The organism is Streptomyces sp. NPDC127190, assembly GCF_042672505.1.
GTDB lineage: Bacteria > Actinomycetota > Actinomycetes > Streptomycetales > Streptomycetaceae > Streptomyces.
The window spans coordinates 279,136-305,186 of record NZ_JBHXVE010000001.1; the positions used below are offsets into that span (position 1 = coordinate 279,136).

27 protein-coding genes and 1 riboswitch are annotated in these 26,051 nt (G+C 71.3%); of the genes, 8 read left to right on the forward strand and 19 right to left on the reverse strand.

The genetic code is table 11. The features are described 5' to 3' along the window. Positions 1-15: 15 nt before the first annotated feature. The 3 genes from ACFVIU_RS01215 to ACFVIU_RS01225 form a co-directional block, all read right to left on the reverse strand. Positions 16-1,020 (reverse strand): methionine synthase, encoded by a 1,005-nt coding sequence (locus tag ACFVIU_RS01215; protein WP_385839814.1) that lies wholly within the window; start codon positions 1,018-1,020, stop codon positions 16-18. 66 nt (positions 1,021-1,086) lie between these two features. Continuing rightward, the gene (locus ACFVIU_RS01220; RefSeq protein WP_385839815.1) at positions 1,087-1,785 is read right to left on the reverse strand and encodes an SDR family oxidoreductase; all 699 of its coding nucleotides are present in this window, start codon (positions 1,783-1,785) and stop codon (positions 1,087-1,089) included. A 7-nt stretch (positions 1,786-1,792) separates the two neighbouring features. Further along, complete coding sequence (locus ACFVIU_RS01225; protein WP_385839816.1) at positions 1,793-2,332, reverse strand: TIGR00730 family Rossman fold protein; 540 nt, start codon at positions 2,330-2,332, stop codon at positions 1,793-1,795. Between the two features lie 99 nt (positions 2,333-2,431). Here ACFVIU_RS01225 and ACFVIU_RS01230 point away from each other — a divergent pair, with 99 nt between their 5' ends. After that, the gene (locus tag ACFVIU_RS01230) at positions 2,432-2,755 is read left to right on the forward strand and encodes a DUF427 domain-containing protein (RefSeq protein WP_385839817.1); all 324 of its coding nucleotides are present in this window, start codon (positions 2,432-2,434) and stop codon (positions 2,753-2,755) included. A 37-nt stretch (positions 2,756-2,792) separates the two neighbouring features. After that, on the forward strand, positions 2,793-3,575 hold the full coding sequence (locus ACFVIU_RS01235) for an alpha/beta fold hydrolase (protein WP_385839818.1): 783 nt from the start codon (positions 2,793-2,795) through the stop codon (positions 3,573-3,575). A gap of 61 nt (positions 3,576-3,636) precedes the next feature. On the opposite strand, the gene mnmA is transcribed toward ACFVIU_RS01235, so the two are convergent. Further along, entirely contained in the window at positions 3,637-4,770 is a 1,134-nt protein-coding gene (mnmA, locus tag ACFVIU_RS01240; RefSeq protein ID WP_385839819.1) for a tRNA 2-thiouridine(34) synthase MnmA, read from the reverse strand. A gap of 60 nt (positions 4,771-4,830) precedes the next feature. Between mnmA and ACFVIU_RS01245 the strand changes: the two genes are divergently transcribed. Beyond that, the gene (locus tag ACFVIU_RS01245; protein WP_385839820.1) at positions 4,831-5,481 is read left to right on the forward strand and encodes an N-acetylmuramoyl-L-alanine amidase; all 651 of its coding nucleotides are present in this window, start codon (positions 4,831-4,833) and stop codon (positions 5,479-5,481) included. 51 nt (positions 5,482-5,532) lie between these two features. On the opposite strand, the gene ACFVIU_RS01250 is transcribed toward ACFVIU_RS01245, so the two are convergent. The 3 genes from ACFVIU_RS01250 to ACFVIU_RS01260 form a co-directional block, all read right to left on the reverse strand. Beyond that, positions 5,533-6,702, reverse strand: a complete 1,170-nt coding sequence (locus tag ACFVIU_RS01250) for a cysteine desulfurase family protein (RefSeq protein ID WP_385839821.1) — start codon at positions 6,700-6,702, stop codon at positions 5,533-5,535. A gap of 77 nt (positions 6,703-6,779) precedes the next feature. Then, on the reverse strand, positions 6,780-7,067 hold the full coding sequence (locus ACFVIU_RS01255; protein WP_385839822.1) for a DUF4190 domain-containing protein: 288 nt from the start codon (positions 7,065-7,067) through the stop codon (positions 6,780-6,782). A gap of 30 nt (positions 7,068-7,097) precedes the next feature. After that, a complete protein-coding gene (locus ACFVIU_RS01260; protein ID WP_385839823.1) occupies positions 7,098-7,265 on the reverse strand; it encodes a hypothetical protein in 168 nt (55 codons plus the stop codon). Positions 7,266-7,422: 157 nt separating this feature from the next. On the opposite strand from ACFVIU_RS01260, the gene ACFVIU_RS01265 reads away from it, so the two are divergent. Next, positions 7,423-8,049: a TetR family transcriptional regulator gene (locus ACFVIU_RS01265; RefSeq protein ID WP_385839824.1), complete on the forward strand. Its 627-nt coding sequence runs from the start codon at positions 7,423-7,425 to the stop codon at positions 8,047-8,049. Positions 8,050-8,073: 24 nt separating this feature from the next. Here the strand turns inward: ACFVIU_RS01265 and ACFVIU_RS01270 are convergent, their stop codons facing one another. Further along, positions 8,074-9,072 carry a helix-turn-helix transcriptional regulator gene (locus tag ACFVIU_RS01270; protein WP_385839825.1) on the reverse strand — a complete coding sequence of 333 codons (999 nt, stop codon included), beginning with the start codon at positions 9,070-9,072 and terminating at the stop codon, positions 8,074-8,076. A 106-nt stretch (positions 9,073-9,178) separates the two neighbouring features. Here ACFVIU_RS01270 and ACFVIU_RS01275 point away from each other — a divergent pair, with 106 nt between their 5' ends. Continuing rightward, the gene (locus ACFVIU_RS01275) at positions 9,179-9,781 is read left to right on the forward strand and encodes a TIGR03086 family metal-binding protein (RefSeq protein WP_385839826.1); all 603 of its coding nucleotides are present in this window, start codon (positions 9,179-9,181) and stop codon (positions 9,779-9,781) included. Positions 9,782-9,794: 13 nt separating this feature from the next. Here ACFVIU_RS01275 and ACFVIU_RS01280 read toward each other — a convergent pair whose 3' ends face one another. After that, positions 9,795-10,655: a thioesterase family protein gene (locus ACFVIU_RS01280; protein WP_385839827.1), complete on the reverse strand. Its 861-nt coding sequence runs from the start codon at positions 10,653-10,655 to the stop codon at positions 9,795-9,797. A gap of 151 nt (positions 10,656-10,806) precedes the next feature. On the opposite strand from ACFVIU_RS01280, the gene ACFVIU_RS01285 reads away from it, so the two are divergent. After that, entirely contained in the window at positions 10,807-12,108 is a 1,302-nt protein-coding gene (locus tag ACFVIU_RS01285; RefSeq protein ID WP_385839828.1) for an alpha/beta hydrolase, read from the forward strand. Here ACFVIU_RS01285 and ACFVIU_RS01290 read toward each other — a convergent pair. From ACFVIU_RS01290 to ACFVIU_RS01335, 10 genes are all read right to left on the reverse strand, one after another. Beyond that, positions 12,017-12,673, reverse strand: coding sequence for a trimeric intracellular cation channel family protein (locus ACFVIU_RS01290; protein ID WP_385839829.1), 657 nt, complete (start codon positions 12,671-12,673; stop codon positions 12,017-12,019). The two genes, ACFVIU_RS01285 and ACFVIU_RS01290, sit on opposite strands and share 92 nt — an antisense overlap. Positions 12,674-12,720: 47 nt before the next feature. After that, a complete protein-coding gene (locus ACFVIU_RS01295; protein WP_385839830.1) occupies positions 12,721-14,112 on the reverse strand; it encodes a M1 family metallopeptidase in 1,392 nt (463 codons plus the stop codon). Between the two features lie 97 nt (positions 14,113-14,209). Beyond that, entirely contained in the window at positions 14,210-15,667 is a 1,458-nt protein-coding gene (locus tag ACFVIU_RS01300; RefSeq protein WP_385839831.1) for an ABC transporter ATP-binding protein, read from the reverse strand. Between the two features lie 23 nt (positions 15,668-15,690). Beyond that, on the reverse strand, positions 15,691-16,794 hold the full coding sequence (locus tag ACFVIU_RS01305) for an ABC transporter ATP-binding protein (protein WP_385839832.1): 1,104 nt from the start codon (positions 16,792-16,794) through the stop codon (positions 15,691-15,693). Further along, on the reverse strand, positions 16,791-17,789 hold the full coding sequence (locus tag ACFVIU_RS01310) for an ABC transporter permease (RefSeq protein ID WP_385839833.1): 999 nt from the start codon (positions 17,787-17,789) through the stop codon (positions 16,791-16,793). The genes ACFVIU_RS01305 and ACFVIU_RS01310 overlap by 4 nt, the downstream gene beginning before the upstream one ends. 109 nt (positions 17,790-17,898) lie before the next feature. Further along, entirely contained in the window at positions 17,899-19,695 is a 1,797-nt protein-coding gene (locus ACFVIU_RS01315) for an ABC transporter substrate-binding protein (RefSeq protein WP_385839834.1), read from the reverse strand. Positions 19,696-19,765: 70 nt separating this feature from the next. After that, entirely contained in the window at positions 19,766-20,773 is a 1,008-nt protein-coding gene (locus ACFVIU_RS01320; protein ID WP_385839835.1) for an ABC transporter permease, read from the reverse strand. A gap of 326 nt (positions 20,774-21,099) precedes the next feature. Continuing rightward, positions 21,100-21,897, reverse strand: coding sequence for an enhanced serine sensitivity protein SseB C-terminal domain-containing protein (locus tag ACFVIU_RS01325; RefSeq protein ID WP_385840305.1), 798 nt, complete (start codon positions 21,895-21,897; stop codon positions 21,100-21,102). 164 nt (positions 21,898-22,061) lie between these two features. After that, positions 22,062-22,865, reverse strand: coding sequence for an enhanced serine sensitivity protein SseB (locus ACFVIU_RS01330; RefSeq protein WP_385839836.1), 804 nt, complete (start codon positions 22,863-22,865; stop codon positions 22,062-22,064). 512 nt (positions 22,866-23,377) lie between these two features. Then, positions 23,378-23,983 (reverse strand): AAA family ATPase, encoded by a 606-nt coding sequence (locus ACFVIU_RS01335; protein WP_385840306.1) that lies wholly within the window; start codon positions 23,981-23,983, stop codon positions 23,378-23,380. A gap of 195 nt (positions 23,984-24,178) precedes the next feature. Beyond that, a riboswitch (glycine riboswitch) is annotated at positions 24,179-24,276 on the forward strand. Positions 24,277-24,432: 156 nt separating this feature from the next. Between ACFVIU_RS01335 and gcvT the strand changes: the two genes are divergently transcribed. Together gcvT and gcvH are read left to right on the forward strand one after the other, a co-directional pair. After that, the gene (gene gcvT, locus ACFVIU_RS01340; RefSeq protein WP_385839837.1) at positions 24,433-25,551 is read left to right on the forward strand and encodes a glycine cleavage system aminomethyltransferase GcvT; all 1,119 of its coding nucleotides are present in this window, start codon (positions 24,433-24,435) and stop codon (positions 25,549-25,551) included. A gap of 116 nt (positions 25,552-25,667) precedes the next feature. Then, complete coding sequence (gene gcvH / locus ACFVIU_RS01345; protein ID WP_385839838.1) at positions 25,668-26,045, forward strand: glycine cleavage system protein GcvH; 378 nt, start codon at positions 25,668-25,670, stop codon at positions 26,043-26,045. The last annotated feature ends 6 nt before the right edge of the window (positions 26,046-26,051 follow it).

A 26,051-nucleotide genomic window follows, 5' to 3' on the forward strand; every position in this document is an offset into this window, starting at 1 on the left:
CGTGTTGTCCTCCCGTTACTCTGGGTTGTCCGCGAGCGATCTCGCCGCCTGGACGCAGTGGGCGAGCACCTGCCGCGCATAGGCGGGGGAAGCGCCCGCCAGACCGCACGCCGGGGTGACCGTGACCGCCTCCGCGAGCAGCCCCGGTTGCAGCCCTAGCCTGCGCCACAGCGTCCTGACACCCATGACGCTACCGGCAGGGTCTGACAATGGGCCGTCCGTGCCCGGGACGACACCGGCGAACAGCCGGGTGCCGCCCTCCACGGCCTCGCCGATCGCGTCGTCGTCACGCTCGGTGAGGAGTGCGAGGTCGAAGGAGACGGCGGCCACGCCGGTCCGGCGCAGCAGGGCGAAGGGGACGTCGGGGGCGCAGGAGTGCACGATCACGGGGCCGTCGTGGGCCGCGACCACCTCGCGCAGGGTGGCCTCCACGACCTGGCGGTCCACGCCGCGGTGGGTGCGGTAGCCGCTGGCGGTACGGACCTGGCCGCGCAGGACGGCGATGAGGGAGGGCTCGTCGAGCTGGAGGACGATCCGGGCGCCGGGGATGCGGCGGCGGACCTCGGCGAGGTGCTGCCGGAGCCCTTCGGTGAGGGAGCCGGCGAGGTCGCGGCAGGCGCCGGGGTCGGAGAGGGCGGCCTCGCCGTTCTTCAGCTCCAGCGCGGCGGCGAGGGTCCACGGGCCGACGGCCTGCACCTTGAGATCGCCCTCGTACCCTTGCGTGAACTCCTCCAGGGCGTCCAGGTCCTCGCCCAGCCAGGAGCGTGCGCGCCGGGTGTCCCGGCCGGGGCGGTCGCCGATCCGCCAGCCGCTGGGCTCCACGCGCGCGTACAGCTCGACCAGCAGACCGGCGGTACGGCCGATCATGTCGGCGCCCGGGCCGCGGGCGGGCAGCTCGGGCAGGTGGGGGAAGTCCTCGAGGCTTCCGGTGACGGTCCTGGCCGCCTCCCGGGCGTCGCCGCCGGGCATGGAGCCGACTCCGGTGGCCGCCGGAAACCTGAACTCGCTGTTCTCACTCACCCCGGCAGGGTATGTCCTGCGCCGGCCGGGCCCGGATCGCGGGGGCCGCGGACGCGGGGGCTGCGGTCATCGGCCCGGGCGTACCGTCAGGTCGTTGACCTCCGCGTCCTTGGGGAGGTCCAGGGCCATGAGGATGGTCGTGGCGACCGACTCGGGGTCGATCCACTTCGCCGGGTCGTACTCCTTGCCCTCCTGCTGGTGGACCTTGGCCTGCATCGGGCTCGCGGTGCGACCGGGGTAGACGGAGGTGACACGGACGCCGTTCGCGTGCTCCTCCTGGCGCAGCGAGTCGGCGAGGGCCTTCAGACCGTGCTTGGAGGCGGCGTACGCGGACCAGCCGGCGTGCGCGGCGAGACCGGCCCCGGAGTTGACGAAGACCACATGGCCGCGGGCGACCCGGAGCTGGGGCAGGAAGTGCCGGGTCAGCTCGGCGGGCGCGATCAGGTTGACGTTGAGCTGGTGGTGCCAGGACTTGGGGGTCAGATCGACCACCTCGCCCAGGTCGACGACGCCCGCGATGTGCAGCAGGGAGTCGACCCGGTCCGGGAGGCTCTGGTGGGAGAACGCCCAGGACAGCCTGTCGGGGTCGGCGAGGTCGCCGACCAGGGTGCGGGCCCCGGGGAACTCGGCGGCCAGCTCCTTCGCGCGGCCCGCGTCGCGCGCGTGCAGGACGAGTTCGTCCCCGCGCGCGTGCAGCCGGCGGGCGACGGCCGCGCCGATGCCGGAACCGGCTCCGGTGATCACATGAGTAGCCATGCCCGCCATGCTCCCATCAACGGGTGCCGAGCTGCTCCTCCAGGTAGGCCAGCGCCCCGACCGGCTCCTCGGCGAAGAAGACCAGCTCGGCCAGGGGGCGGGGCAGGAAGCCCTCCTCCTCCATGCGCCGGAACTGCTGCTGGAGACCGTCGTAGAAGCCCGCGGTGTTCAGCAGCACGACCGGCTTCTCGGTGCGGCCGTGCTTCTTCAGCTCCAGGATCTCGGTGGCCTCGTCCAGCGTGCCGGTGCCGCCCACCATGATCACCACGGCGTCGGCCTTCTCCAGCAGCAGCTTCTTCCGTTCGGCGAGGTCGGCGGCGATGACCATCTCGTCGGTGCCGGGGCGCGCCTTGTTCGCCAGGAACTCCACCGAGACGCCCAGCAGCCGTCCGCCCGCCTCGTGCACCCCGTCGGCGACCACCTTCATCAGACCGACGTCGGAGCCGCCCCAGACCAGGGTGTGACCGCCCTTGCCGATCAGTTCCGCGAACTCGCGCGCGGGGCGCGTGTACCGCTCGTCGAGGTCGGCCGCGGACAGGAAGACGCAGATGTTCATGGCCTCTACCGTACGGCCCCGGTCCCGGTCCCGGTCCCGGTCCCGGGAGGAGGGTGCGCACCCGGGAAGAGTCCGGGGCCCGCCGGTGCTGCTAAGGACATGGCCGAAGGACACACCATCACCATCGAGCAGGGCGAGCGGCACGTGCGCGTGGTGCACGGGGACCTGGTGCTCGCGGAGACCGACCGAGCGCTGGTGCTGCGGGAGACGGGCTGTCCCCCGCGGTACTACATCCCCGCCGAGGACGTACGGCTCGACCTGCTGACCCCCTCGGGGACGCGCACCGTCTGCCCGTTCAAGGGCACGGCGTCCTACTGGTCGCTGCCGGACGCGCCGGACCTGGTCTGGGCGTACCCCGATCCGAAGCCGGACGTGGCGCGCATCAAGGACCACCTCTGCTTCTACGACGTCGACGTGTCGTGACCGGTGACTCCGGCGCGGTACGGCAGTCTCCTCGGGCATGGACAAGAAGACGACTTCCCGTGACGGCACGTCCCTCGCCTACCACGTGACCGGCAGCGGGCCGACGGTGATCCTGGTGAGCGGCGCGATGTCCACCGGCGGCACCCTGGCGCCCCTGGCGCAGCGGCTCGCCGACCGTTGCACGGCCGTCGTGTACGACCGCCGGGGCCGTGGGGAGAGCGGTGACACCCCGCCGTACGCGGTCGAGCGCGAGGTCGAGGACCTGGCGGCGCTGCTCGACGCGGCGGGCGGTGAGGCAGCGCTGTTCGGGGTCTCCTCGGGCGGCGCGCTGGTTCTGGAGGCGCTGGCGAGCGGGCTGGCCGTGTCCCGGGCCGCGGTCTACGAGGTGCCCTACGCCGACTTCCTGGAGGGCGGCGCCCAGCGGGAGGCCGCCTACAAGGAGCAGCTGGCCAAGGCGCTGTCGGAGGGCCGGCGCGGGGACGCGGTGGCGCTGTTCCTGCGGCTGACGGGCCTGGCCGAGGAGGTGATCCGGGGCGCCCGGCAGTCGCCGATGTGGGCCGGCATGGAGGCCGTCGCGCCGAGCCTCGCGTACGACGACACGGTCATGGGCGACGGCCTGCTCCCCCGGGAACGGCTCGCCACGGTCTCCGTGCCCGTGCTGTGCGTCGCGGGCGGCGCGAGCCCGGACTGGATGCGCGAGGCGTCCCGGGAGGTCTCCGGAGTGGTGCCGGAGGGCACATACCGCGAACTTCCGGGCCAGACGCACATGGTGGAACCGGATGTGCTGGGCCCGGTCCTGGCGGACTTCCTCGGCGCGTGACCGCACCGGGCGGAGCCGTTCTTCCGCCCGCCGGCGGCCGACGGCGCCGTCCGCCGAGGGCTCAGGCGGACGCGGTGGCCGTCGCGCGGGTGGTCGTCGCGATCGTCGCCGAGCCGACCACGCGCGTGCCGTCGTACAGGACGATCGCCTGGCCGGGGGCGACGCCGCGGACCGGTTCGGTGAAGGTGACCCGCAGTTCGCCGTCGACCGGCTCCGCGGTCACCTCGGTCTCGCCGCCGTGGGCGCGCAGCTGGGCGGTGTAGGTGCCGGGGCCGGTGGGCGCGGCGCCACACCAGCGGGGCTTGATCGCGGTCAGGGCGGTGACGTCGAGGGCGGCGGCCGGGCCGACGGTCACCGTGTTGGTCACCGGGGAGATGTCGAGGACGTAGCGCGGCTTGCCGTCCGGGGCCGGGGTGCCGATCCGCAGGCCCTTGCGCTGGCCGATGGTGAAGCCGTACGCGCCCTCGTGCGTGCCCAGCCGGGTGCCGGACTCGTCCACGATGTCGCCCTCGGCCTTGCCGAGCCGCTGGGCGAGGAAGCCCTGGGTGTCGCCGTCGGCGATGAAGCAGATGTCGTGCGAGTCGGGCTTCTTGGCGACGGCCAGCCCGCGGCGCTCGGCCTCCGCGCGGATCTCCTCCTTGGTGGTGACCGTGTCGCCGAGCGGGAACATCGCGTGGGCGAGCTGCCGGTCGTCCAGGACGCCGAGCACGTACGACTGGTCCTTGGCCATGTCGGAGGCGCGGTGCAGCTCCCGGGTGCCGTCCTCGCGCACGACCACCTGGGCGTAGTGGCCGGTGCAGACCGCGTCGAAGCCGAGGGCCAGCGCCTTGTCGAGCAGCGCCGCGAACTTGATCTTCTCGTTGCAGCGCAGGCACGGGTTGGGGGTGCGGCCCGCCTCGTACTCGGCGACGAAGTCCTCGACCACGTCCTCGCGGAAGCGGTCGGCGAGGTCCCAGACGTAGAAGGGGATGCCGATGACGTCGGCCGCGCGGCGGGCGTCCCGGGAGTCCTCGATGGTGCAGCAGCCCCGCGCGCCGGTGCGGAAGGACTGCGGGTTCGCGGAGAGCGCGAGATGGACGCCGGTGACGTCATGGCCGGCTTCCGCGGCGCGCGCGGCGGCGACGGCGGAGTCGACACCGCCGGACATGGCGGCGAGGACGCGGAGGGGGCGGGGGCGCTGCGGGGTGTCAGTCATAGCCCTTCCAGGGTACGGGGGCGCGGGAACCGGGGCGGGCGGATATCCGTTGGAGATCACATGGGGGAGGCGAAGGACGACCGGGACCGGCGGCTGGGGCGGCGGGCGCTGCTGGTCGGGGGCGTGGCGGCGGCCACGGGCACGGCCGCGCTGGCCCGCGGGGAGCTGACGCGGCTGTACTGGCGGCTGCCCGGGGTGGAGAAGCCCCGGGTGCCGGGTGCGGTGGACTTCCGGGGCGCGCGCTGGGTGGCGGCCTCCCCGGCGAACTACCGGCGGGCGAACCGCCCGGACGACTATCCGGTGGACCGGGTCGTCGTCCATGTCACCCAGGGCGGGTACGCGTCGGCGGTGAAGGTGTTCCAGGACCCGGCGCACGGGGCCGCGGCGCACTACATCGTGCGCAAGGACGGGCTGGTCACCCAGCTGGTGCGGGAGCTGGACGTGGCGTACCACGCGGGGAACCGCTCGTACAACGAACGCAGTGTCGGCATCGAGCACGAGGGGTTCGTGGCGGACGCCTCCTCCTTCACCCACGCCCTGTACGCGGCCTCGGCGCGGCTGACGGCGGTGGTCTGCCGGAGGTACGGCATACCCGTGGACCGCACCCATGTCATCGGCCATGCCGAGGTGCCGGGGACGGACCACACGGACCCCGGCCCGCACTGGGACTGGGACCGCTACCTACGCCTGGTGCGCCGGGCCGCGCCCTGAGGGGCGTTAGGGCCTTTCTGTCGCCGGCAAGATCCGGAAGACAGGCCCTAGCTAGGTCAGTCCCGCCGCGCGGGCGCGTTCCACCGCCGGGCCGATCGCCTGGGCGACCGCGTCGACGTCGGCCTGGGTGGAGGTGTGGCCGAGGGAGAAGCGCAGGGTGCCGCGCGCCAGGTCCGGATCGGTGCCGGTGGCGAGCAGGACGTGGCTGGGCTGGGCGACGCCCGCGGTGCAGGCGGAGCCGGTGGAGCACTCGATGCCCTGGGCGTCCAGCAGGAGCAGCAGGGAGTCGCCCTCGCAGCCGGGGAAGGTGAAGTGCGCGTTGGCGGGCAGGCGGCCCTCGGGCGCCGGGTCGCCGCCGAGGATCGCGTCCGGTACGGCGGCACGCACGGCGTCGATCAACTGGTCGCGCAGGGCGCCGATCTCCCGGGCGAACCACGCGCGCTGCTCGGTGGCGAGACGGCCGGCGACGGCGAAGGAGGCGATGGCCGGGACGTCGAGGGTGCCGGAGCGGACGTGGCGTTCCTGACCGCCGCCGTGCAGCACGGGCACCGGGGTGTACTCGCGGCCGAGGAGGAGCGCGCCGATGCCGTAGGGGCCGCCGATCTTGTGCCCGGAGACCGTCATCGCGGCCAGCCCGGAGGCGGCGAAGTCGACCGGGAGCTGGCCGAATGCCTGGACCGCGTCGGCGTGCAGCGGGATGCCGAACTCGGCGGCGACGTCGGCGAGTTCCCGGACCGGCATGACGGTGCCGATCTCGTTGTTCGCCCACATCACGGTGGCCAGGGCGACGTCGTCGGGGTTGCGGGCGACGGCCTCGCGCAGCGCGTCGGGGTGGACGCGGCCGTGGGCGTCGACGGGGAGGTACTCGACGGTGGCGCCCTCGTGTTCGCCGAGCCAGTGCACGGCGTCCAGGACGGCGTGGTGCTCGACGGGGCTGGCGAGGACCCGGGTGCGGGCCGGGTCGGCGTCGCGGCGGGACCAGTACAGGCCCTTCACGGCGAGGTTGTCGGCCTCGGTGCCGCCCGAGGTGAAGACGACCTCGCTGGGGCGGGCGCCCAGCGCTTCCGCGAGGGTCTCGCGGGATTCCTCGACCGTGCGGCGGGCCGTGCGGCCGGCTGCGTGGAGAGAGGAGGCGTTGCCCGTGATGCCCAGCCGGGCGGCGAATGCCTCTGCCGCCTCCGGGAGCATGGGGGTGGTCGCGGCGTGGTCGAGGTAAGCCATGGTGTGCCGATTCTACGGTGACCCGGCGCTCGGCCTCGGCCGCAGGGCGGCCGGCGGCCGCCGGGGACCGGAACCGGTCACAGGCTCCAGGACACCGTGTGGGACATCTGCATGGCGATCCCCAGGACCGCGAGGTCGGCGACGCCCAGGGCCAGGCCCAGGTAGGCGCGGCCGCGGCGGGTGGTGCGGCGCCACAGGGCGACGGCGGCCAGGACGATCGCGACCGGGCCCAGGAAGATGTTGAGGACCAGCAGGCCGAGCAGGCCGAGGATGAAGGAGGCGACGGCCATGCCGTCGGCGTCCCGCGCGGGCGAGGTGCCGGCGGAGGTGGCGGTGCGGGTCTTGGCCGGTGCGGTGAGTTGCATGGTGCTCAGCTCCTTGAAGCCTGGGTGCGGTCAGTGGGCCGAGGGGTCGCGACGGCGGGCGTGGCGCTCGCGCAGCGCGAAGACGCCGAGCCAGACGGCGATGACGGCGGCCAGCACGCCGGTGACGGTCAGTGGTGCGTGGGCGACGGTGCCCAGCACCACGCCGAGCAGCATGAGTGCGGCGACGAGGAACAGCATGGGATCGGATCCCCTTCCGTGATGCCTCGTGTGAAGGCCTTGTCGAGGCCTCGTGTGAAGTTTGAGTGAACAGTTGTAGTAACAGTTGTTCACTGACTTCGAGTCTAGCGCGTCCCACGGCTTTTCAATTCCAGAGAACAGTTGTTAACTGGATGACATGAGTCACACCCTCGGCATCCGTCAGGCCCAGAAGCAGAAGACCCGGCAGGCCTTCCTGGACGCGGCGCTCGCGCTGCTGGAGGACCAGAGCCTGAGCAGTCTGGGACTGCGCGAGGTCACCCGGGCCGTCGGTGTCGCCCCGACCGCCTTCTACCGGCACTTCCGCTCGACCGCCGACCTCGGCGTGGCACTGGTCGACGAGGCGCTGGGCAGCCTGCACCCGATGGTGCAGACGACGGTGTCCACGACCGGCGACAGCGATGAACGCATCACCCGGGCGGTCGAGTTGATCGCGGGCCATGTGGCGGCGTACCCGGCGCACGTCCGGTTCGTCGCCCGGGAGCGGCACGGCGGTGTCCAGCCGGTGCGCGCGGCCATCCAGGCCCAACTCGGCCGGTTCGCCGAGGAGGTGAAGGCCGAGCTGGCCAAGGACCCGCAGGCCGCCGGCTGGGACGACGACGACCTGCTGATGCTCGCCCATCTCTACGTCGACCAGATGCTCATCACCGCCTCCCTGTTCCTGGACGCGCTGGAGGCCCCGGAGGAGGAGCGGGAGCGGGTGACCCAGCTGGCCACCCGGCAGCTGCGGCTCATCAGCATCGGGCGCAGCCACTGGCTGGACTGAGCGGCCCCCGGCGAGCGCCGGTTTTCAGCCGGGCTGCCGGTCCGGCTCCTGGTACAGGGCCGCGACGGAACGGACCGCCGCGAGCAGCTCCGCACGGGCCTCGGGCGGTTCCAGGATCTGCACCCCGTCGGAGAAGCCCAGGAGTTGGCGCACCGCGCGCAGGTTCGGGTAGGCGAGCCGGAGGACGACCCACGCGCCCTCGCCGTCCTCCTCGTCTCCGTCCGGGTCTCCGTCCGGCGGACTCGTCAGCTGCGCGGCGGCCATCCGCCGGAACATGTCCAGCCGCTCGCGCCGCACCCGGACCGTGACCTCGATCCCGGCCTCCCGCTCCTCCACCTGGCGGCGCAGCACCTCCCAGGCGTCGGCGAGTTCCACCCCGGGGCGGCGGCGCACGGGTTCGTCCAGCAGCCGGGCGGAGCCCACGCGTTCGGCCCGGAACAGCTGCGGCCGGCCGCGCCGGTCGGCGACCAGGTACCAGACCCCGGCCTTGGCGACCAGGCCGTACGGGTCCACGGTGTACGTCCGCAGGGCGCGCTCCCCGCTGTGCCGGTAGCGCAGCCTCAGCCGGCGGTCGGAGAACACCGCGTCCTGGAGCACCGCAAGGTCGACCGCCGGTTGCGGGCCGCTCTTCCAGCGGGTGGCGTCGACCAGGATGCGCCGGCTGGTGACCTCGGCGGCGGGCCGGTGCGGCGCCGGGAGCGCGGCCATCACCTTGCGCAGGGCCGAGCCGAGGGCCGCGTCCAGGCCGAGCGCGGCATGGGCGCCCTGCGCGGCCAGGATGAACAGCGCCCGGGACTCGTCGGCGGTGAGCCCGGTGACGTCCGTGCGGTAGCCCGCGAGGAGTTGGATGCCGCCGTGCCGCCCGCGCTCGGCGTACACCGGGACGCCGGACGCCGACAGCGCCTCGATGTCCCGGTAGATGGTGCGCACGGACACCTCGAGCCGGTCGGCGAGTTCGTGCGCGGGGACGCGCCCCCGGGTCTGGAGGAGCAGCAGGATCGACAGCAGCCGGTCGGACTTCACCCCGTCAGAATCGCGCCGTTGTCCGGGCGTCGGCAAATGTTGACGTTCCCTGTCAGGTTATCCGGCGATGCTGTGCTCACCGACGTACCGAACGGAGAGACATCGCATGAGCACCACCACCGGATTCACGGACCCCCGCCCCTTCTACGCCCGCGCCACCGAGCAGGCGGCCGCAGTCATCGAGAGGGTGGGGGCGAACGACCTCGGCAGGCCCACGCCGTGTACCGAGTTCGACGTACGGGCCCTGCTGAGCCACATCGTCGGCGGCACCCGGCGGATCGCGGTCGTCGGCGAGGGCGGCGACGGGATGGCGGTGGAGGCGGTCGCCGAGGGCGTCGCCGACGACGGCTGGCCGGCCGCCTACGACGAGGTGCGCACCCGGGTGCTGAAGGCGTGGGACAGCGACGAGCGGATGACGTCCTCGGTGCGGGTGCCCTGGGGCGAGATGCCCGGGCACGCGGCGCTGTCCGGTTATGTGATGGAGATCGTCACCCACACCTGGGACCTCTCGGAGGCGCTCGGGCATCCGCTGGAGCTGGACCCTGAGCTGGCGGAGTTCGCGCTGGCCGCGGCGCGTCAGGCGCTGCCGGACTCCCGCCCGCGGGACGCGCACGTGCCCTTCGACGACCGCAAGGAGGCCGCCGAAGGGGCCGGTGCGTACGAGCAGCTCGCGGCCTGGATGGGCCGTGAACCGCTGCGCCGTCCGTGAGCGCGGCCGCCGCTCAGCCGAGCCGGACCCGGGCCAGCTGACGCGACTGGGCGACCAGGCGGTCCTCGGCGTCCCAGACCTCGGCGTCCTCCTCCAGGAAGCCGCCGGCGAGGTTGCGGGTGGTGATGGAGACCCGCAGCGGGCCGGGGGCCGGGCGGTGGCGGACGTGGACGGTGAGTTCCACCGTGGGTACCCAGCCCTTCAGGCCCAGCTCGAAGGCGGTGGGCGGCAGGGCGTCCACCGCGAGGAGCAGGGAGAGCGGGTCGGCGTCGCGGCCGTCGGCCAGGCCGAACCAGGCCCGCATCTCGCCCTTGCCGGAGGGGGCGCCGAGGGCCCAGCCGAGGGTCGCCGGGTCCAGCTTCAGCATCAGGCGGTCGGTGATGGCGGAGCTGCCCTCGACCGGGGCCGGGCCGTCCTCAGCGCCGAAGCACTGCTCCAGGGGCGGCATGGCCGGCGGGGTGGCCGTCGTACGGACGTCGTCGGGGAGGGCGGCGAGGTCGCCGTAGGAGGCGAGGACGCGGATGCGTTCCACCTCGTTGCCCTCCTCGTCGTACTGGAAGAGGGAGGCCTGGCCGGTGGAGAGGGTGCGGCCGGTGCGCACGGTCTGGGTGCGGACGACCGCGGGACCGGGCTGGGAGGCGGTGAGGTAGTGCGCGGAGATGGTGAAGGGGTCCGGGTGCGGAAGGCTGTCTCCGAGGGCCCGGCCCAGCACGGCCAGCAGATAGCCGCCGTTGACGGCGTTGATGATGGTCCAGCCGGCCGAGAGGTCGATGTCGTAGACGCCGGGCTCGCGGCGGGTGACCGCGGTGTCGCGGTCGAACTCGCTGTCGCCGATCGTGGCCGTCAGGACGGGCGCGGAAGCTGCTTCTGGCATGGGTGAACGGTACAACAGAAAGCTACTAAGCGGTAGCTTTTTGGTCGCGGGAGGGTGCCGGCTCCGCCCCTCAGGTGAGGTTCGGGCAATTTCCCGGTAAGTCTCCCGAGCCGTCCGAAACCCCGGGCTCCGTATTTCCCTCTATGGGGACATGAGCCTCACCGGGACTCCGTTCCTCTACACGACCATCGTGCTGGCGGTGGTCGCCCTTGTTCTGCCGCTTTTCCTCTGGTCGCGGATCCGCGGGCCCAAGGCCCTGCGCACCGCGGCCCGCGTACTGATGCTGCTGTTCGCCCAGGGCACGGCCGTCACACTGGTCTTCGTCCTGGTCAACAACCAGAACAACCTGTACGACAACTGGGCCGACCTGCTCGGCACCGGCAACCATGTGCAGCAGGCCGCCGACCTCGGCCGCGACGGCACCGGTGGCATTTCGGTGAAACGGTTGCCCAAGGTCAAGCAGACCTTCACCCAGGCCGACGGGCCCGGCATGCACGCGGCCGGCGGCGTGCGCATCACCCAGCTCAAGGGCCGGATCTCGGGCGTCAACGCCGAGGTCTACGTCTGGCTGCCGCCGCAGTACAACGACCCGGCCTACGCCCACAAGAAGTTCCCGGTGGTGGAGGTGCTGCCGGGCTACCCCGGGTCCGCCAAGGCCTGGTTCGGCTCCATGAGGGCGCACGAGCAGCTGCTGCCGCTGATGCAGAGCGGCCAGGTGGCGCCGTTCATCATGGTCGCCCCGCGCACCAACCTGCTGGCCGGCGTGGACACCGGCTGCGCCAACATCCCCGGCCAGGTCAACGCCGACAGCTGGCTCAGCATCGACGTGCCGAAGATGGTCATGGACAACTTCCGCGCGCTGCCGGCCCCGCGGGGCTGGGCGGTCGCGGGCTACTCGGCCGGCGCGCACTGCGCGGTGAAGCTGGCCGTGGCGCACCCGGACCGGTACAGCGCCGCGGTGAGCATGTCCGGGTACAACGACCCGATCGGCGAGCGCAACTCCCTCGCCGCGCAGACCCCCGCCCTGCGCGCCGCGAACAACCCCTTCATGATCCTGAAGAAGTCGCCCACCCCGCCGCCGATCGCGCTGTACATCTCCGGCGAGTCCGGTGACGGCTACCAGGCGGGCGTGGCGCTGGAGTCCGTCGCCAAGGCACCCACCACCGTGCACGTGGTGTTCCTGCCGCGCAGCCTGGGCGGGCACAACATGGCGCTGTGGCGGCCCCAGGTGCCCACGATCTTCCGCTGGCTGACCCTTCAGATGGGGCAGAACCACGCCAAGGGCAAGGACACCTCTCTTACCGGAACCGGTAATTCTCTTACCGGAACGGCCGCCGGACCGAGCGGCGCGGCCCCCGGCTCTACTCCTCGGTCACCGTCGAGCGGCGGTTCCACGCCCGCGGAGCTCGCCAGTGGAACCGCATCGCGAGCAGGCGCAGCACAAAAGCGGTGACGACCGCGAGCCCACTGGTGAGGGGGGTCAGCGCGTCGTAGCGGATGCACAGGGCCACCATCGTGGCGCCCACCATGGCTGGGACCGCGTACAGGTCGCGGTCCCAGCGCAGCAGCGAGGGCACCTCGTTGGCCAGCACGTCCCGCAGCACACCGCCGCCGACGGCGGTGGCGAGGCCCAGGGTCGCCGACGCGGTCAGGCCGAGGCCGTAGCTGTACGCCTTCGTCGTACCGCTCACACAGAACAGGCCGAGGCCGGCCGCGTCGAAGACCAGCACCGCCGCCTGGATGCGCTCCACGTGCGGATGCAGGAAGAAGACCACGAGCGCGGCGAGCAGCGGGGTCAGGAAGTACCCGAGGTCCGTGAACGCGGCCGGTGGTACGGCTCCGATCACCACGTCGCGGAAGAGTCCCCCGCCCAGCGCGGTGACCTCGGCGAGGACGGCGATGCCGAAGACGTCGAAGTTCTTCCGGACCGCCAGCAGCGCGCCGGAGATCGCGAACACGAAGATGCCGATGACATCGAGCGTGTGCTGGACGGAGGGACTGAAGAGTTGCTGGAGCACCCTGACATTCTCACCTGTCGAAGGGTGTGAACCTTACAAAGCCAGGCTCACAGGGCCGGCTTCCCTGTGCTGAACAGCCAGGTGTCGAACAGGTCGCCCAACTGCTGCCCGCTGACGCGCTCGGCGAGGCGGATGAAGTCGGCGGTGTCCGCGTTGCCGTACCGGTGGAGCTTCGTCCAGGCGGGCAGCAGCCTGAAGAAGGCGGTGTCGCCGATCCGCTCGCGCAGCATCTGGAGCGTCATCGCGCCGCGCTGGTAGACGGCGGAGGAGAACATGGTGTCGCGCTGCGGGTCGGCCACCTCGATCTGCCAGAAGGCGGCGTCGGCGGGGCGGGAGTCGTAGGCGGCGCGGAAGGAGTCGTGGGCGGAGCGGGTGCCCTTGTGCTCGGCCCACAGCCACTGCGCGTAGGTGGCGAAGCCCTCGTTGAGCCAGATGTCCTGCCAGCGCGCCACGCTCACCGAGTCGCCGAACCACTGGTGGGCCAGCTCGTGCACGATGGTCGTCTCGTTGCGGACGGCCGAGTAGGCGGGCTTGCTCTGCACCTCCAGCGAGAACCCGGCCTCGGGCATGTCGTCCACGATCGCGCCGGTCTCCTCGAACGGGTACGGCCCGAAGACCTGCGACCAGTAGTCGGTGGCGGCCGCGGTGACGGCGTACACATCGACGTCGTTGCTGTTCTTCAGGACCGGGTCGATGGCGACGTAGACCGGGATCCCGCCGGGGGTCCGCCCGGTGCGCACGTCGAACTTCCCGATGGTGGCGGTGGCGAGATAGGTCGCCATGGGCCGCGACTCCCGCCAGTGGGTGTACGTCGACCCGCCCCGGTCGTGGCGCGAGACCAGCCGGCCGTTGGAGACGGCGGTCAGGCCCTTGGGCGCCTTGATCCGGATGTCGTAGGTGGCCTTGTCGGAGGGGTGGTCGCTGGACGGGAACCAGGTGGAGGCGGCGTTGGGCTCACAGGCGACGAAGACGCCGTCGGCCGTCTTCATCCAGCCGTAGGAGGAGCCGAACACGATGGGACCGCTGAGCGGCTGCGGTACGCCGCCGTAGCGGACGGTCACGCTGAAGGTGCGGCCCTCGGGGATCGCGCCGCGCGGGGTGACGGTGACCTCGTCCCCGTCCCGGCTGAACTCGGCCTGCCTGCCGTTCACCTCGACCCCGGCGATGTCCAGCTGCTGGAGGTCGAGGTCGAAGGAGGACAGCGCCTGGGTGGCGCGCGCGGTGAGGGTGGTACGGCCGTCCAGGCGGCCGGTGTCGGGGGCGTAGGCGAGGTCCAGGTCGTAGTGGAGGGCGTCGAACCCGCCGTTGCCGAGCCGGGGGAAGTAGGCGTCGCCGATGCCGGGGGCGCCCGGGGTGGGGGCGGGGGCGGCGGCGATGAGCAGGAAGGAGGCCGCCGCGGTGGCGAGGAGGCCGGAACGTGCCGAACGGGAGAATGCCATGGTCGTCCCTTTCGAGCGTGCCGATCAGTGGTCGGACACGGACGACTGTGCACTCTCCCGTTCAGCCATGTACATGACTTTGCCGAGCTGTCATGTGCTACTTGTCGGTTGACTCCTGGGAGTCGGAGGCCCCGCCGGAAGCGGCGGCGGACTCGTCAGCGGACTCCTCGGCGGGCTCGTCCGTGGACTCTTCCGTCGGCTCTTCCGTGGACTCCTGCGCGGATTCCTCGGCGGGTTCGGCCGCGGTCTCCCCGGCCGGCTCCTCCGCGGTCTCCCCGGCCGGCTTCGCAGGGGCCTTTTCCGGGGTCTTCTCCGCGGTCTTCTCCGCGGTCTTCTCCGCGGTCTTCTCCGCGGCTTCCTCGGCGAGTTCCGCCGCCACCGCCGCCGAGGTCTGGGCCGACTCCGCGAGGACCTCGTCGGCGACCAGCTCCGCCGCCTCCTTTGCGGCGGTGAGCAGGACGGTGTCCTGCGGAGCCTGGTCCTCGAAGTTCTCCGGGTGGTGGCAGGCCACCCGCTGGCCCGGCCGCAGCTCCTTGAGCGGCGGCTCGACCGTGGCGCAGATCTGCGTCGCCTTCCAGCACCGGGTGTGGAAGCGGCAGCCGCTCGGCGGCGAGATCGGCGAGGGCACGTCGCCCTTGAGCAGGATGCGCTCGCTCTTCGCGTTCTTCCGCTTCGGGTCCGGGATCGGCACCGCCGACATCAGCGCCTTGGTGTACGGGTGCATCGGCTCCCGGTACAGCAGGTCGCGGTCGGCCAGCTCGACGATCTTGCCGAGGTACATCACCGCGATCCGGTCCGAGACGTGCCGGACGACCGAGAGGTCGTGCGCGATGATCACGTAGGTCAGGCCCAGTTCCTCCTGGAGGTCGTCCATGAGGTTCACGACCTGGGCCTGGACCGACACGTCCAGCGCGGAGACCGGCTCGTCGGCGACGACCAGCTTCGGCTTCAGGGCGAGCGCGCGGGCGATGCCGATGCGCTGGCGCTGACCGCCGGAGAACTCGTGCGGATAGCGGTTGTAGTGCTCGGGGTTGAGGCCGACCACCGACAGCAGCCGCTGCACCTCCTTCTTGATCCCGCCCTCGGGCTCGACGCCCTGGAGCCGGAAGGGGGCGCTGACGATCGTGCCGATGGTGTGGCGCGGGTTCAGCGAGGAGTACGGGTCCTGGAAGATCATCTGCACATCGCGGCGCAGCGGACGCATGCCGCCGACGCCGAGGTGCGTGATGTCCTTGCCCTCGAACTCGATGCTGCCGCCGGTCGGTTCCAGCAGCCGGGTGATCAGCCGGCCCATGGTCGACTTGCCGCAGCCGGACTCGCCCACGACACCGAGGGTCTCACCGGCGCGGACCTCGAAGTCGATGCCGTCCACCGCGCGGACCGCGCCGACCTGCCGCTGCAACAGCCCCTTCTTGATGGGGAAGTGCTTCTGGAGCCCGGTCACCTTCAGCAGGATCTCGCCGGGGGCGGCGTCCTTGGTGAGGGTGGCCGTGCCGGAGGTCTTCGTGGCCCTGGAGTCGGCCTCGGCACCGTCGCTCTGGGCAGGAATGCTCACTGCCTCGTCCTTGGCGTTCTCACTCACAGCTTCGGCGCAATCTCTTCGGTCCAGATCCGCTCCCGCTGCTCCTGCGACATGTGGCAGGCGGCCCAGTGCTTGCTGCCGACCTCGGTCAGCTCGGGGCGGACCGTGCGGGTCACGTTGTCCTTCGGGATGTCGGCGTACGGGCAGCGCGGGTTGAAGGCGCAGCCGGACGGGACGTTGATCAGCGAGGGCGGGGAGCCCTTGACCGGGATCAGCCGCTCCTGCTGGTCGCGGTCGAGGCGCGGCATCGAGCCGAGCAGGCCCCAGGTGTAGGGGTGGCGGGGCTCGTAGAACACCTTCTCCGCCGGGCCGCGCTCGACGCAGCGGCCGCCGTACATCACCAGGATGTCGTCGGCCAGTTCGGCGACGACGCCCAGGTCGTGGGTGATGATGATGACCGCGGAGCCGAACTCCTTCTGGAGATCGCGGATCAGGTCGAGGATCTGCGCCTGGACGGTCACGTCCAGGGCGGTCGTCGGCTCGTCCGCGATGAGCAGTTCGGGGTTGTTGACCAGCGACATGGCGATCATCGCGCGCTGGCGCATACCGCCGGAGAACTCGTGCGGGTAGTTGTCCACCCGCTTGTCCGGCTGCGGGATGCCGACCCGGTCGAGCATCTCGATCGCGCGCCGGCGGGCGGTCTTCTTGTCGACGTCGTGGTGGATCCGGTACGCCTCCACGATCTGCTGGCCGATCGTGTAGTACGGGTGCAGCGCGGACAGCGGGTCCTGGAAGATCATCGCCATCTCGCGGCCGCGCATCCGGCGCACCCGGTCGGGGTCGGCGGACAGCAGCTCGGTGCCGTTCAGCCAGATCTCGCCGGAGATCCGGGCCTTGCGCTTGCCGTACTGGCCGGCGGTGTGCAGGCCCATGATGCCGAGCGAGGTCACCGACTTGCCGGAGCCGGACTCGCCCACGATGCCGAGGGTCTTGCCCTTCTCCAGCTGGAAGCTGAGCCCGTCGACGGACTTCACCAGACCGTCGTCGGTCGGGAAGTGCACCTTCAGGTCGCGCACTTCGAGGAACGACGCCGGCGCGTCCGGAGCCGAGGATTCCGTGGGCTCGCCGACGGCCGCGCCCGTCTTGCTGAGTTCGGTCATGCGAGCCTCACTCGGGGGTCGATCACGGCGTACAGGACGTCCACCAGAAGGTTGGCGATGAGCACCGCGAGGGAGGTGATCAGGGTGACACCCAGGATGATGGGCAGGTCCTGGTTCTTGATGGCGCTCAGCACGGCCTGGCCGAGGCCGGGGATGCTGAACGTGGTCTCGGTGAGGATCGCGCCGCCGATGAGGGCGCCGAGGTCCATGCCGAGCATGGTCAGGATCGGGGTCATCGTGGAGCGCATGGCGTGCTTGCCGATGACGACCTGCTCCTTGAGGCCCTTGGCCCGGGCGGTGCGGATGTAGTCCTCGCCGAGGACCTCCATCATGGTCGCCCGGGTGATCCGGGCGTACATCGCCGCGTACAGGAAGGCGAGGGTGGTCCAGGGCAGGATCATGCTGGCGAACCAGCCGCCCGGGTCGTCGCCGAGCGGGACGTACTTGGCGCTGAACCAGTGCAGCCCGAAGACGAAGATCGCCGAGGCGAGCAGACCGGTGAAGTAGATGGGGAGGGAAACACCGCTGAGGGCGATGAGCATCGCACCGCGGTCCCAGATGCTGCCCCGCTTGAGGGCGGAGAGCACACCCGCCGCGACACCGAAGACCAGCCAGAGCACCGCGGCACCGAGCGCGAGACCCAGGGTCACCGGGAAGCGGTCGGTCAGCACCGGCCAGACGGCCTGCTCACTGCGGAAGGAGTAGCCGAAGCACGGCGCGGCGCAGTGGGTGACATCGCCGCCGGCCGCGTAGGTGCGGCCCACGAAGATGCCCTTGAAGAAGTGCCAGACCTGGAGGTACACCGGGTCGCCCAGACCCAGCTTCTCGCGCACCGCCGCCACGGCGTGCGGGTCTGCCTGCTTGCCCACGAAGCTCGTGGCGATGTCGACGCCCGCCCACTTGGGGACGAGGAAGAAGATGCTGAAGACCACCAGGACGATGACCACGAGCATCACTGCGGCGGCGAACAGCCGCCTGATGAGGTAAGCGAGCACAGCTTACGGCCCGCCGCGAACCGCGGGCCCCGGAGGTCGTCCGTGGGGCCCGCGGCTCGCCGCGCCGGCCTTCACCTGCCTTTCGTGCCGTACGGCGGGTGTGCCGGTTTTACTTCGTGGACTTCAGACCGATGTTGACGAAGTCGTAGTAGCCGCTGTACGCGTTCGTCGTGTACACGTTGCCGACCCGGGAGGAGCGGAAGTTGAGGAACCGCTCGAAGGTGAAGGGCAGGTAGTACGCGCCCTCCATGACCTTGTGGTTGATCTCCGTGGAGATCTGGGTCTTCTTCGACGCGTCCAGCGTGGCGCTGTACTGGTCGAACAGGCCGTCGATCGTCTTGTCCTTGATCAGGGCGTAGTTGTTGTTACCGCTCTGCAGGATGTACTTGCTGCTCCACAGCGGGATGCCGTAGCCCTGGACGGTCGGGAAGTCCGGACCCCAGCCCATGATGATGATGCCGAGCTTCTTCTTCGCGACGTTCGAGGGGCTGCCGATGATGCCCGGGGACTGCGAACCGTCGTACTGGTAGATGTCGGCCTTGATGCCGACCTTCTTCAGCGCCGCCTGGAGGGACTCGGAGGTGGCGACTTCCTGCTGCTTGTTGTTGCGGACCGCGATGGTGGTCGAGAAGCCGTTCGGCTGACCGCAGGCCTTCAGCTCCTGCTTGGCCAGGGCGACGTTGCCGTTCTTGTTCTTCGTCGCGATCTGGTACGGGTCGTACTTCTGGCCCTCGCCACCGGAGACCGACGGCGGGAGCATGTTGGTGCCGATGTCACCACCGGCGACCGGGCCACCGCGGGCGGTCTGGAGCGACACGTGGTCGGCGGCGTAGATGACGGCCTTGCGGCAGTGGATGTTGTCGAACGGCTTGACGCTCTGCGGGAAGACCGCGTAGCGGATGAAGCCGGAGACCGGGTTGTCCAGGTTGCCCTTGTTCTGCTTCAGGGCTATCTGGCGGCCCTGGGGGCCCAGGCTGGTCTGCGACGCGTCGATGTCGTAGTCGCCGTTGATCAGCTGCTGGTCGGAGTTGGTCTGGTTGGTGGAGATGTCCAGCGTGATCTTGTCCGGGTACGCCTTGCGGACCGGGTCCGAGGACGCGTTCCACTTGTCGTTGCGGACCAGCACGAGGCCCTTGCCCGGCGTGTACGACTGGAACTTGTACGGGCCGGAGGAGAACGGGTGCAGGCCGTACTTGGACTTGGTGTCCTTGTCCTGGCGGACCGGGGCGCCCGTGGTCATGGCCAGTGCCTGCGGGAAGTCCGAGTTGGCCTTCGGCAGGTGGAAGACGATCGTCTTGGCGTCGGGCGTCTGGATCGCGCTCAGGCCCAGGTGGTCCTTGGTGGAGTCCTTGTAGGGGCCCTTGTAGGTGTTCTTCGGGTCCAGCATCTGCTGGAGGTAGATCGGACCGCCGGACAGCACGTCCTGCGCCCAGACGCGCTCGATGCCGTACTTGACGTCCTGGGAGGTGATCGGCTTGCCGTCCTCCCACGTGATGCCGTCGCGCAGGGTGAAGGTGTAGGTCTTGCCGTCGGCCGAGACCTTGCCCATGTCCGTGGCGAGGTCCGGGGTGAGCTGGGCTCCCTCGGCGCCCGGCGCGGTCTTGTAGGTCAGCAGCTGACGGCTGTAGTAGCGGGAGAAGTCCCACATGAAGCCGTAGTAACCGCGCGTGGTGTCCCACGAGTCGGCGTCCTGCGTGCTGACGTACTTGAGCGTGCCGCCCTTCTTGACGAGGTTGGCCTGGGCGACCTTGTTGACGGCCGCGTTGAAGCCGGCAGCGCCGTCCTTCGAGCCGCCGTCGCCGCTGCTGTCGCCTCCGCCGCACGCCGCCGTGGTCAGCAGGCCGGCGACCACTGCGGCAGCGGCAAGGGCCTGCTTGCGCCGCCCTGAGGTGCGTTCGGTAGTCACGATCTCGGATCCTCCGGATTTGATGAGAGACCCCGTGGAAGAGCTCACGGGACGCTTGGGGGTTGGCACCTCAGCGGGAACCCTTCGGGTCCAGCGCGTCCCGCACGCCGTCGCCGAACAGGTTGAAGGCCAGCACCGTGATGAAGATCGCCACGCCCGGGATCACCATGTACATGGGGTCCGAGTCGTAGTAGTCGATCGCGCTCGAGAGCATCTGCCCCCAGGAGGAGGTGGGCGGCTTGACGCCCACGCCCAGGAAGCTGAGTGCCGCCTCGGTGAGGATGTTGGTGGGGATCATCATCGTCGTGTACACGATGATGGGCGCGACGAGGTTGGGCAGCAGCTCCTTGAAGAGGATGTAGAGCCGCCCGGCACCGAGCGAGCGGGCCGCCTCCACGTACTCGCGTTCGCGCAGGCTGAGGGTCTGGCCGCGGACCACGCGGCCGATGTACGGCCAGCCGAAGAAGCCGATGACCAGGATCATCACGAACACGCGCACGCCGGTGCCGGAGAGACCCAGCATCTCGTTGGGCATGACGGAGACCAGGGCGATGATGAACAGCAGCTGGGGGAAGGCGAGCAGACCGTCCATCACACGGCTGATGAGCGAGTCGACCCAGCCGCCGAAGAAGCCGGCGAGAATGCCGAACAGGGTGCCGAGGATGATGGCGACCACCGCGGACAGGAAGCCGACCAGCAGCGAGATCCGGGCGCCGTAGAGGATGCGGGCGAAGATGTCACGGCCGTTGACCGGCTCCACGCCGAGCAGATGGTCGCCGCTCATGCCGCCCAGCGAGCCCTTGGGCGTGCTGAACAGCGGGTCGATCAGGCTCTCGTGGTAGAGGTCCGGGTCCTGCCCGACCAGGTTCGCGATGACCGGCGCGAGCAGCGCGATCACGATGAGGACGAGCACGACGATGCCGCCCGTCAGGGCGAGTTTGTCCCGCTTCAGGCGTTCCCAGGCGATCCGCCCCAGGGAACGGCCCTGAACGGCCTTCGCGTCGGTGGCGGCCGTCGCCGCTTCCTCGGCCGCACCCGGGGCCGCTTCCGCGGTCGGCTCGTGCAATGGTGCCGTCATTAGGCTGGGACCCCTCTCAACCGGCGGTAACCGGCCCGCACTTGCCGCTGGTAGCGGCATCAATCAGTCCGTCGTACACAGGGGCGAACCCCTTGAAGGGGGAGTCTTCAACGCCTGCGCGATCAGCCGCCAGCCTTGGCAGTGAATGGATGCGCAACCGTGATGGAAGCAGGTGAACGCCGTTATGCGGACAGTGAGTCCCGGTGACCGGACGGTGACGGAGGGGTTCGCCCCCTCGGACAAGGGTGCCGTTCCGGCCGGGCGGTGACCGAAAGGCGAGGTCAGCGGAGAGGTCGCCGGGAGGTCAGTGCGGGGTCAGTGGGGGGTCAGTAGCCGCCGTGGGCCGGGGGATAGCCGTAACCGGCGGCCGGGGTCTGGGGCAGGGGCTGGGCCTGGAGTTGCGGCTGGGGCTGCGGCTGGGCCGCGACCGCGTGCGCCTCGCGGTCGTAGAAGGGGCGCGCGTTGGCCCGCATCCACATCACCACGGGGTCGTAGTCGTCGGTCATCGCGACCGTCGACACCGGCAGCCCTTCCGGGACGGCGCCGACGGACTGCTGCATCATCGCGCGCACCGAGTCGACCGCGGCGGGCGAGGTGTCGTAGACGTCCAGACCGATGGCGAGGTACGGCGCTCCGAGCGCCGGCTGCACCCAGGCGCGGCGCAGGGTGCGCAGCGCGGGGGTGCGGTGGGCGTTCTGCGCGAGCAGCGCGTAGAACTGCGGGATCTCGATGCCGGGTTCGGACAGCCGGAGGGGTCCCGCGGGCTGCCGGTCCAGGCCGGTGGCGATACGGCGCAGATCCAGCCAGGGGATGCCGACGCCGCCGCCCGGGGCGTGCGGGTTGAGCCAGAGGCCGTAGTGGTCCGGGTAGAGGGTGCGGGCGACGTCGAGGCCGTCGACGACCTCGTAGGAACGGTTCCAGCCGCTGGCCGAGAGTTCCTGGGCGGAGGTGACACAGGGGGCGTAGTGGAAGCCGCCGACTTCCATGTCCCCGTACTGAGCGTCCGGGGAGCCGGCCTGGCCGTGCCACAGCAGCATCCAGATCTGGCCGGCGGAGGGGGTGGCAAGGGCGCGGAGCAGGGCCTCGTAGGCGTCGTAGCGGCCGGGGGTGACCTGACGCAGCATGTGCTCGACGCTGCCGCTGTGGCTCGCGCTCACCTTGTCGTGCCCTTCTGTTCAGTGCGCCCGGGTTCGGGGACAGCTTAAGCGCCCGGTGGCGCGGAGCCGCCTGTGCGTGCGCGGGTGCGGGTGCCTGGTGGCCACCCGCGCCCCACGCCCCTCGGGTGTCTCTACTGGCCGTACTGGTAGAAGGGCCGGACGTGGTGCTTCAGCCATTCGGCCACGGGGTCGTCCGTCACGTCCAGCAGGACCAGGTTGACCGGCCAGGCGACCGGGACACGGGCGAGGGCACGGCCCAGCGCCTCCAGGGGACGGGCGCGGAGGTCGCCCTCCCACTGGGAGAGTTCCACTCCGACAAAAAGTACCGGTTCGTCCGTCTCGATCGCGGCGAGGCAGCGGCGGGCGGTGTGCACGACACCGATCTCGGCGAACTCGGCGGAGGCGGCGGCGAGGAAGTCCACCGGGTCGTCCTGCCAGTCGGGCTCGAAGAGCCGGACGCGGCCGCCGGCGGCGGGGCCGTCGAGCGGGGTACGGCCGCTGCGGCACAGCTCGGCCACCGCCTGCGGCGGCAGCGGGATGCCGACCACCCCGTCGGGGTTCACCACGATGCCGACCTGCGGGGGCAGTCCGCGGGCGAACTCCACGGCGGGGGCGATGGTGTACCCCATGTGGGAGCCGACGACCTGGCGGAACTGTTCCTCCGAGCTGAACACCGGGACGTACACCTGGCCCGCGATCTCGGTCGTGGGCAGATCCAGCGGGCCGCTGTCCGGGCCGCCGCCGGAGGGCAGCGGGATCCACAGGAAGCTGCGGCCGAGCACCTCCACGATCCGGCCGGCCGCCGCGGGGATCCCGAGGGAGGCCGACAGCACCTCCTCGAGTTCGTTGCCGGGCCAACCGCCGTGCGGGTGGGGGTGCGCCTGAGCCGGGAAGCCCGCGGGAATGTCCGCGGGCAGATCCGCCGGGAAGTCCATCTGCCTACCGCCTGCTGGGAACCACTGCTGTGTGCATGAAGGCTAGCGGGTACACCACCCCCGGCCGTCCGCCCGGCGCCAGCCGGTGAAGGGCACGCGGGGCGGTTGCATGCCCGCCCCCGGCAGGGCTGCGCCAGCCGGTGAGGGCCGAGCCGGGGACGGCCCCGCGGCGGTCCGGGCCGGCATCGAGCGGTGAAGGCCAAGCAGCCCACGGCACCCGCAGCCGTCCGACCCGGCGCCAGCCGGTGAAGGCCACGCGCGGGTGCCCGCCCGCAGCCGCCCGGTCCAGCGTCAGCCGGTGCAGGCCACGCGACGCACGGCGCCCCCAGCCGTCCAGCCCGGCCCAACCGGCAAAGGCCACGCGGCGCGGGTGCGTGCCCGCGGCCATCCGGCCCGGCCCCCGCCCGCGAAGACCAACCACGACCGTGCGCGTCCGCCCCCATCCGGCCCGACGCCAGCCGGTGAAGCCCACGCGCGGGTGCCCGCCCGCAGCCGCCCGGTCCGGCGCCAGGTCAGGGGGTGAAGGAGAGGGTGTGCAGGGTGTTTGCCGCGGGGCGGTCCAGGAGGAGGGCTGTGGTGCAGCCGGTGGGGAGTTGGCCGCGTTCGATCGCGTCGAGCAGGCGGGCCGTCGTGCGGCGGTGGCGGCGGAAGGCGTAGCGGGAGACGCCCCGGCCGCGCTCGCGCTGGCCCGCGCGGGCCGTCGCGGGGTCGACGTCGAGCAGCAGCAGATGCAGGGTGCCGCCGCGGCGGCGGGCCTCCCGGGCGAGCCAGCTCCGCACCCAGGCCTGGGTGCCGCAGTCGTGCACGACGACGCCCTCGCCGGTGCGCAGGGCGCGGCGCAGCGCGGCGTAGTGGGCGAGGCGGACCAGGGGGCGGTAGAGGGCGTAGGGGAGGCCGCGGGGCAGCCGGGCGGCGAAGCGGTCGCGGGTGTCCTGCGAGTCGATGCGGCGGCCGGTGACCGTGCGGTGCATGAGGGTGGACTTGCCGCTGCCGGGCAGGCCGGTGAGCACCACCACGTCACGGGGTCCGAAGAGCAGGGTGCGCGGGGTGCGGCCGGCGCGGTCGCGCAGATCGCGCACGGCGCGGATGGTGGCGCTGGTCCGCTGCCGCGGCACCATGACGCCGGTGGCGTACGCGGGGGTCCTGTTCACCGTGATCGTCCTCCCCTGTCGACTCGGTCAACTTCTTTCCCGTCGACCGTAAAGAGAAGGTAATAGGCGGTGGTGGCGGGCGGGTCCGGGTGCTGCCACAGGTCGGTTACAAAAGCGGCCGCGCCGTGCAATGATGTGCGCGCCAACTGCATACCGGCCGCTTGAATCCGCGCGGGAGAGTCCCCAGCCGTCGTCGCTGGGGCGCCGAAGGAGCAAGTCCCTCCCTTGAATCTCTCAGGCCCCGTTACCGCGCGGGCGAGGCACATCTGAAAAGCGGGCCGCTGTGTCAGTGGCTCCACCCAAGGTGCAAGCCCTGATCGTCCCGGTGGCGGTCGTGGCGAACCTCTCAGGTTCCGATGACAGATGGGGAGGAACGTTCCTCGCCCCGTCCGTGTGCCCTGGGAGACGACCGACCGATGAGCAGCACTGAACTCCGTCACACCGCGCTGGATGCCGTGCATCGCGCGCTCGGTGCGACGATGACCGACTTCGCCGGCTGGGACATGCCCCTGCGCTACGGCTCCGAGCGCGACGAGCACCTCGCCGTACGCACCAAGGCCGGCCTCTTCGACCTCTCCCACATGGGCGAGATCACCGTGACCGGCCCGCAGGCGGCCGCCCTGCTGAACTTCGCCCTGGTCGGCAACATCGCCTCCGTCGGCGTCGGCCGCGCCCGCTACACCATGATCTGCCAGGCCGACGGCGGCATCCTGGACGACCTGATCGTCTACCGGCTCGCCGAGACCGAGTACATGGTCGTGGCCAACGCCTCCAACGCCCAGGTGGTGCTGGACGCGCTGACCGAGCGGGCCGCCGGGTTCGACGCCGAGGTGCGCGACGACCGGGACGCCTACGCGCTGATCGCCGTCCAGGGCCCCGAGTCCCCCGGCATCCTGACGTCGCTGACCGACGCCGACCTCGACGGCCTGAAGTACTACGCCGGTCTGCCCGGCACCGTCGCCGGCGTCCCCGCCCTGATCGCCCGCACCGGCTACACCGGCGAGGACGGCTTCGAGCTGTTCGTGAAGCCGGAGCACGCCGTCGAGCTGTGGCAGGCGCTGACCAAGGCGGGCGAGGGCGCCGGCCTGGTGCCGTGCGGTCTGTCCTGCCGGGACACCCTGCGCCTGGAGGCGGGCATGCCGCTGTACGGGCACGAGCTGACCACCGCCCTCACCCCCTTCGACGCCGGGCTCGGCCGGGTGGTGAAGTTCGAGAAGGAGGGTGACTTCGTCGGGCGCGAGGCGCTCACCGAGGCCGCCGCCCGCGCCGAGCAGAACCCGCCCCGGGTGCTCGTCGGCCTGGTCGCCGAGGGCCGCCGGGTGCCGCGCGCCGGATACGCCGTCGTCTCCGGCGGCGAGGTGATCGGCGAGGTCACCTCCGGCGCCCCCTCCCCCACCCTCGGCAAGCCGATCGCCATGGCCTACGTCGACGCGGCGCACGCGGCGCCGGGCACCCCGGGCGTCGGCGTGGACATCCGGGGCACCCACGAGCCGTACGAGGTCGTGGCTCTGCCCTTCTACAAGCGGCAGAAGTAGACACTGGGCCTCGGCACGTCCCCGTGACGTGACCCTGCGCACATTTCCCCGCCCGGCACCAGGTCCGGCAGTCCCCCCTTCATCAGCACTCCCGCATGTACAGGAGAATTCAGGCCATGAGCAACCCCCAGCAGCTTCGCTACAGCAAGGAGCACGAGTGGCTGTCGGACGCCGAGGACGGCGTCTCGACGGTCGGCATCACCGAGCACGCGGCCAACGCGCTCGGCGACGTGGTCTTCGTCCAGCTCCCGGCCGTCGGTGACACCGTGACCGCGGGCGAGTCCTGCGGCGAGCTGGAGTCGACCAAGTCGGTCTCCGACCTGTACGCCCCGGTCACCGGTGAGGTCACCGAGATCAACCAGGACGTCGTGGACGACCCGTCGCTGGTGAACTCCGCTCCCTTCGAGGGCGGCTGGCTGTTCAAGGTGCGTGTGACGGACGAGCCCGAGGCCCTCATGAGCGCCGACGAGTACACCGCCTTCACCGCCGGCTGAGGAGTC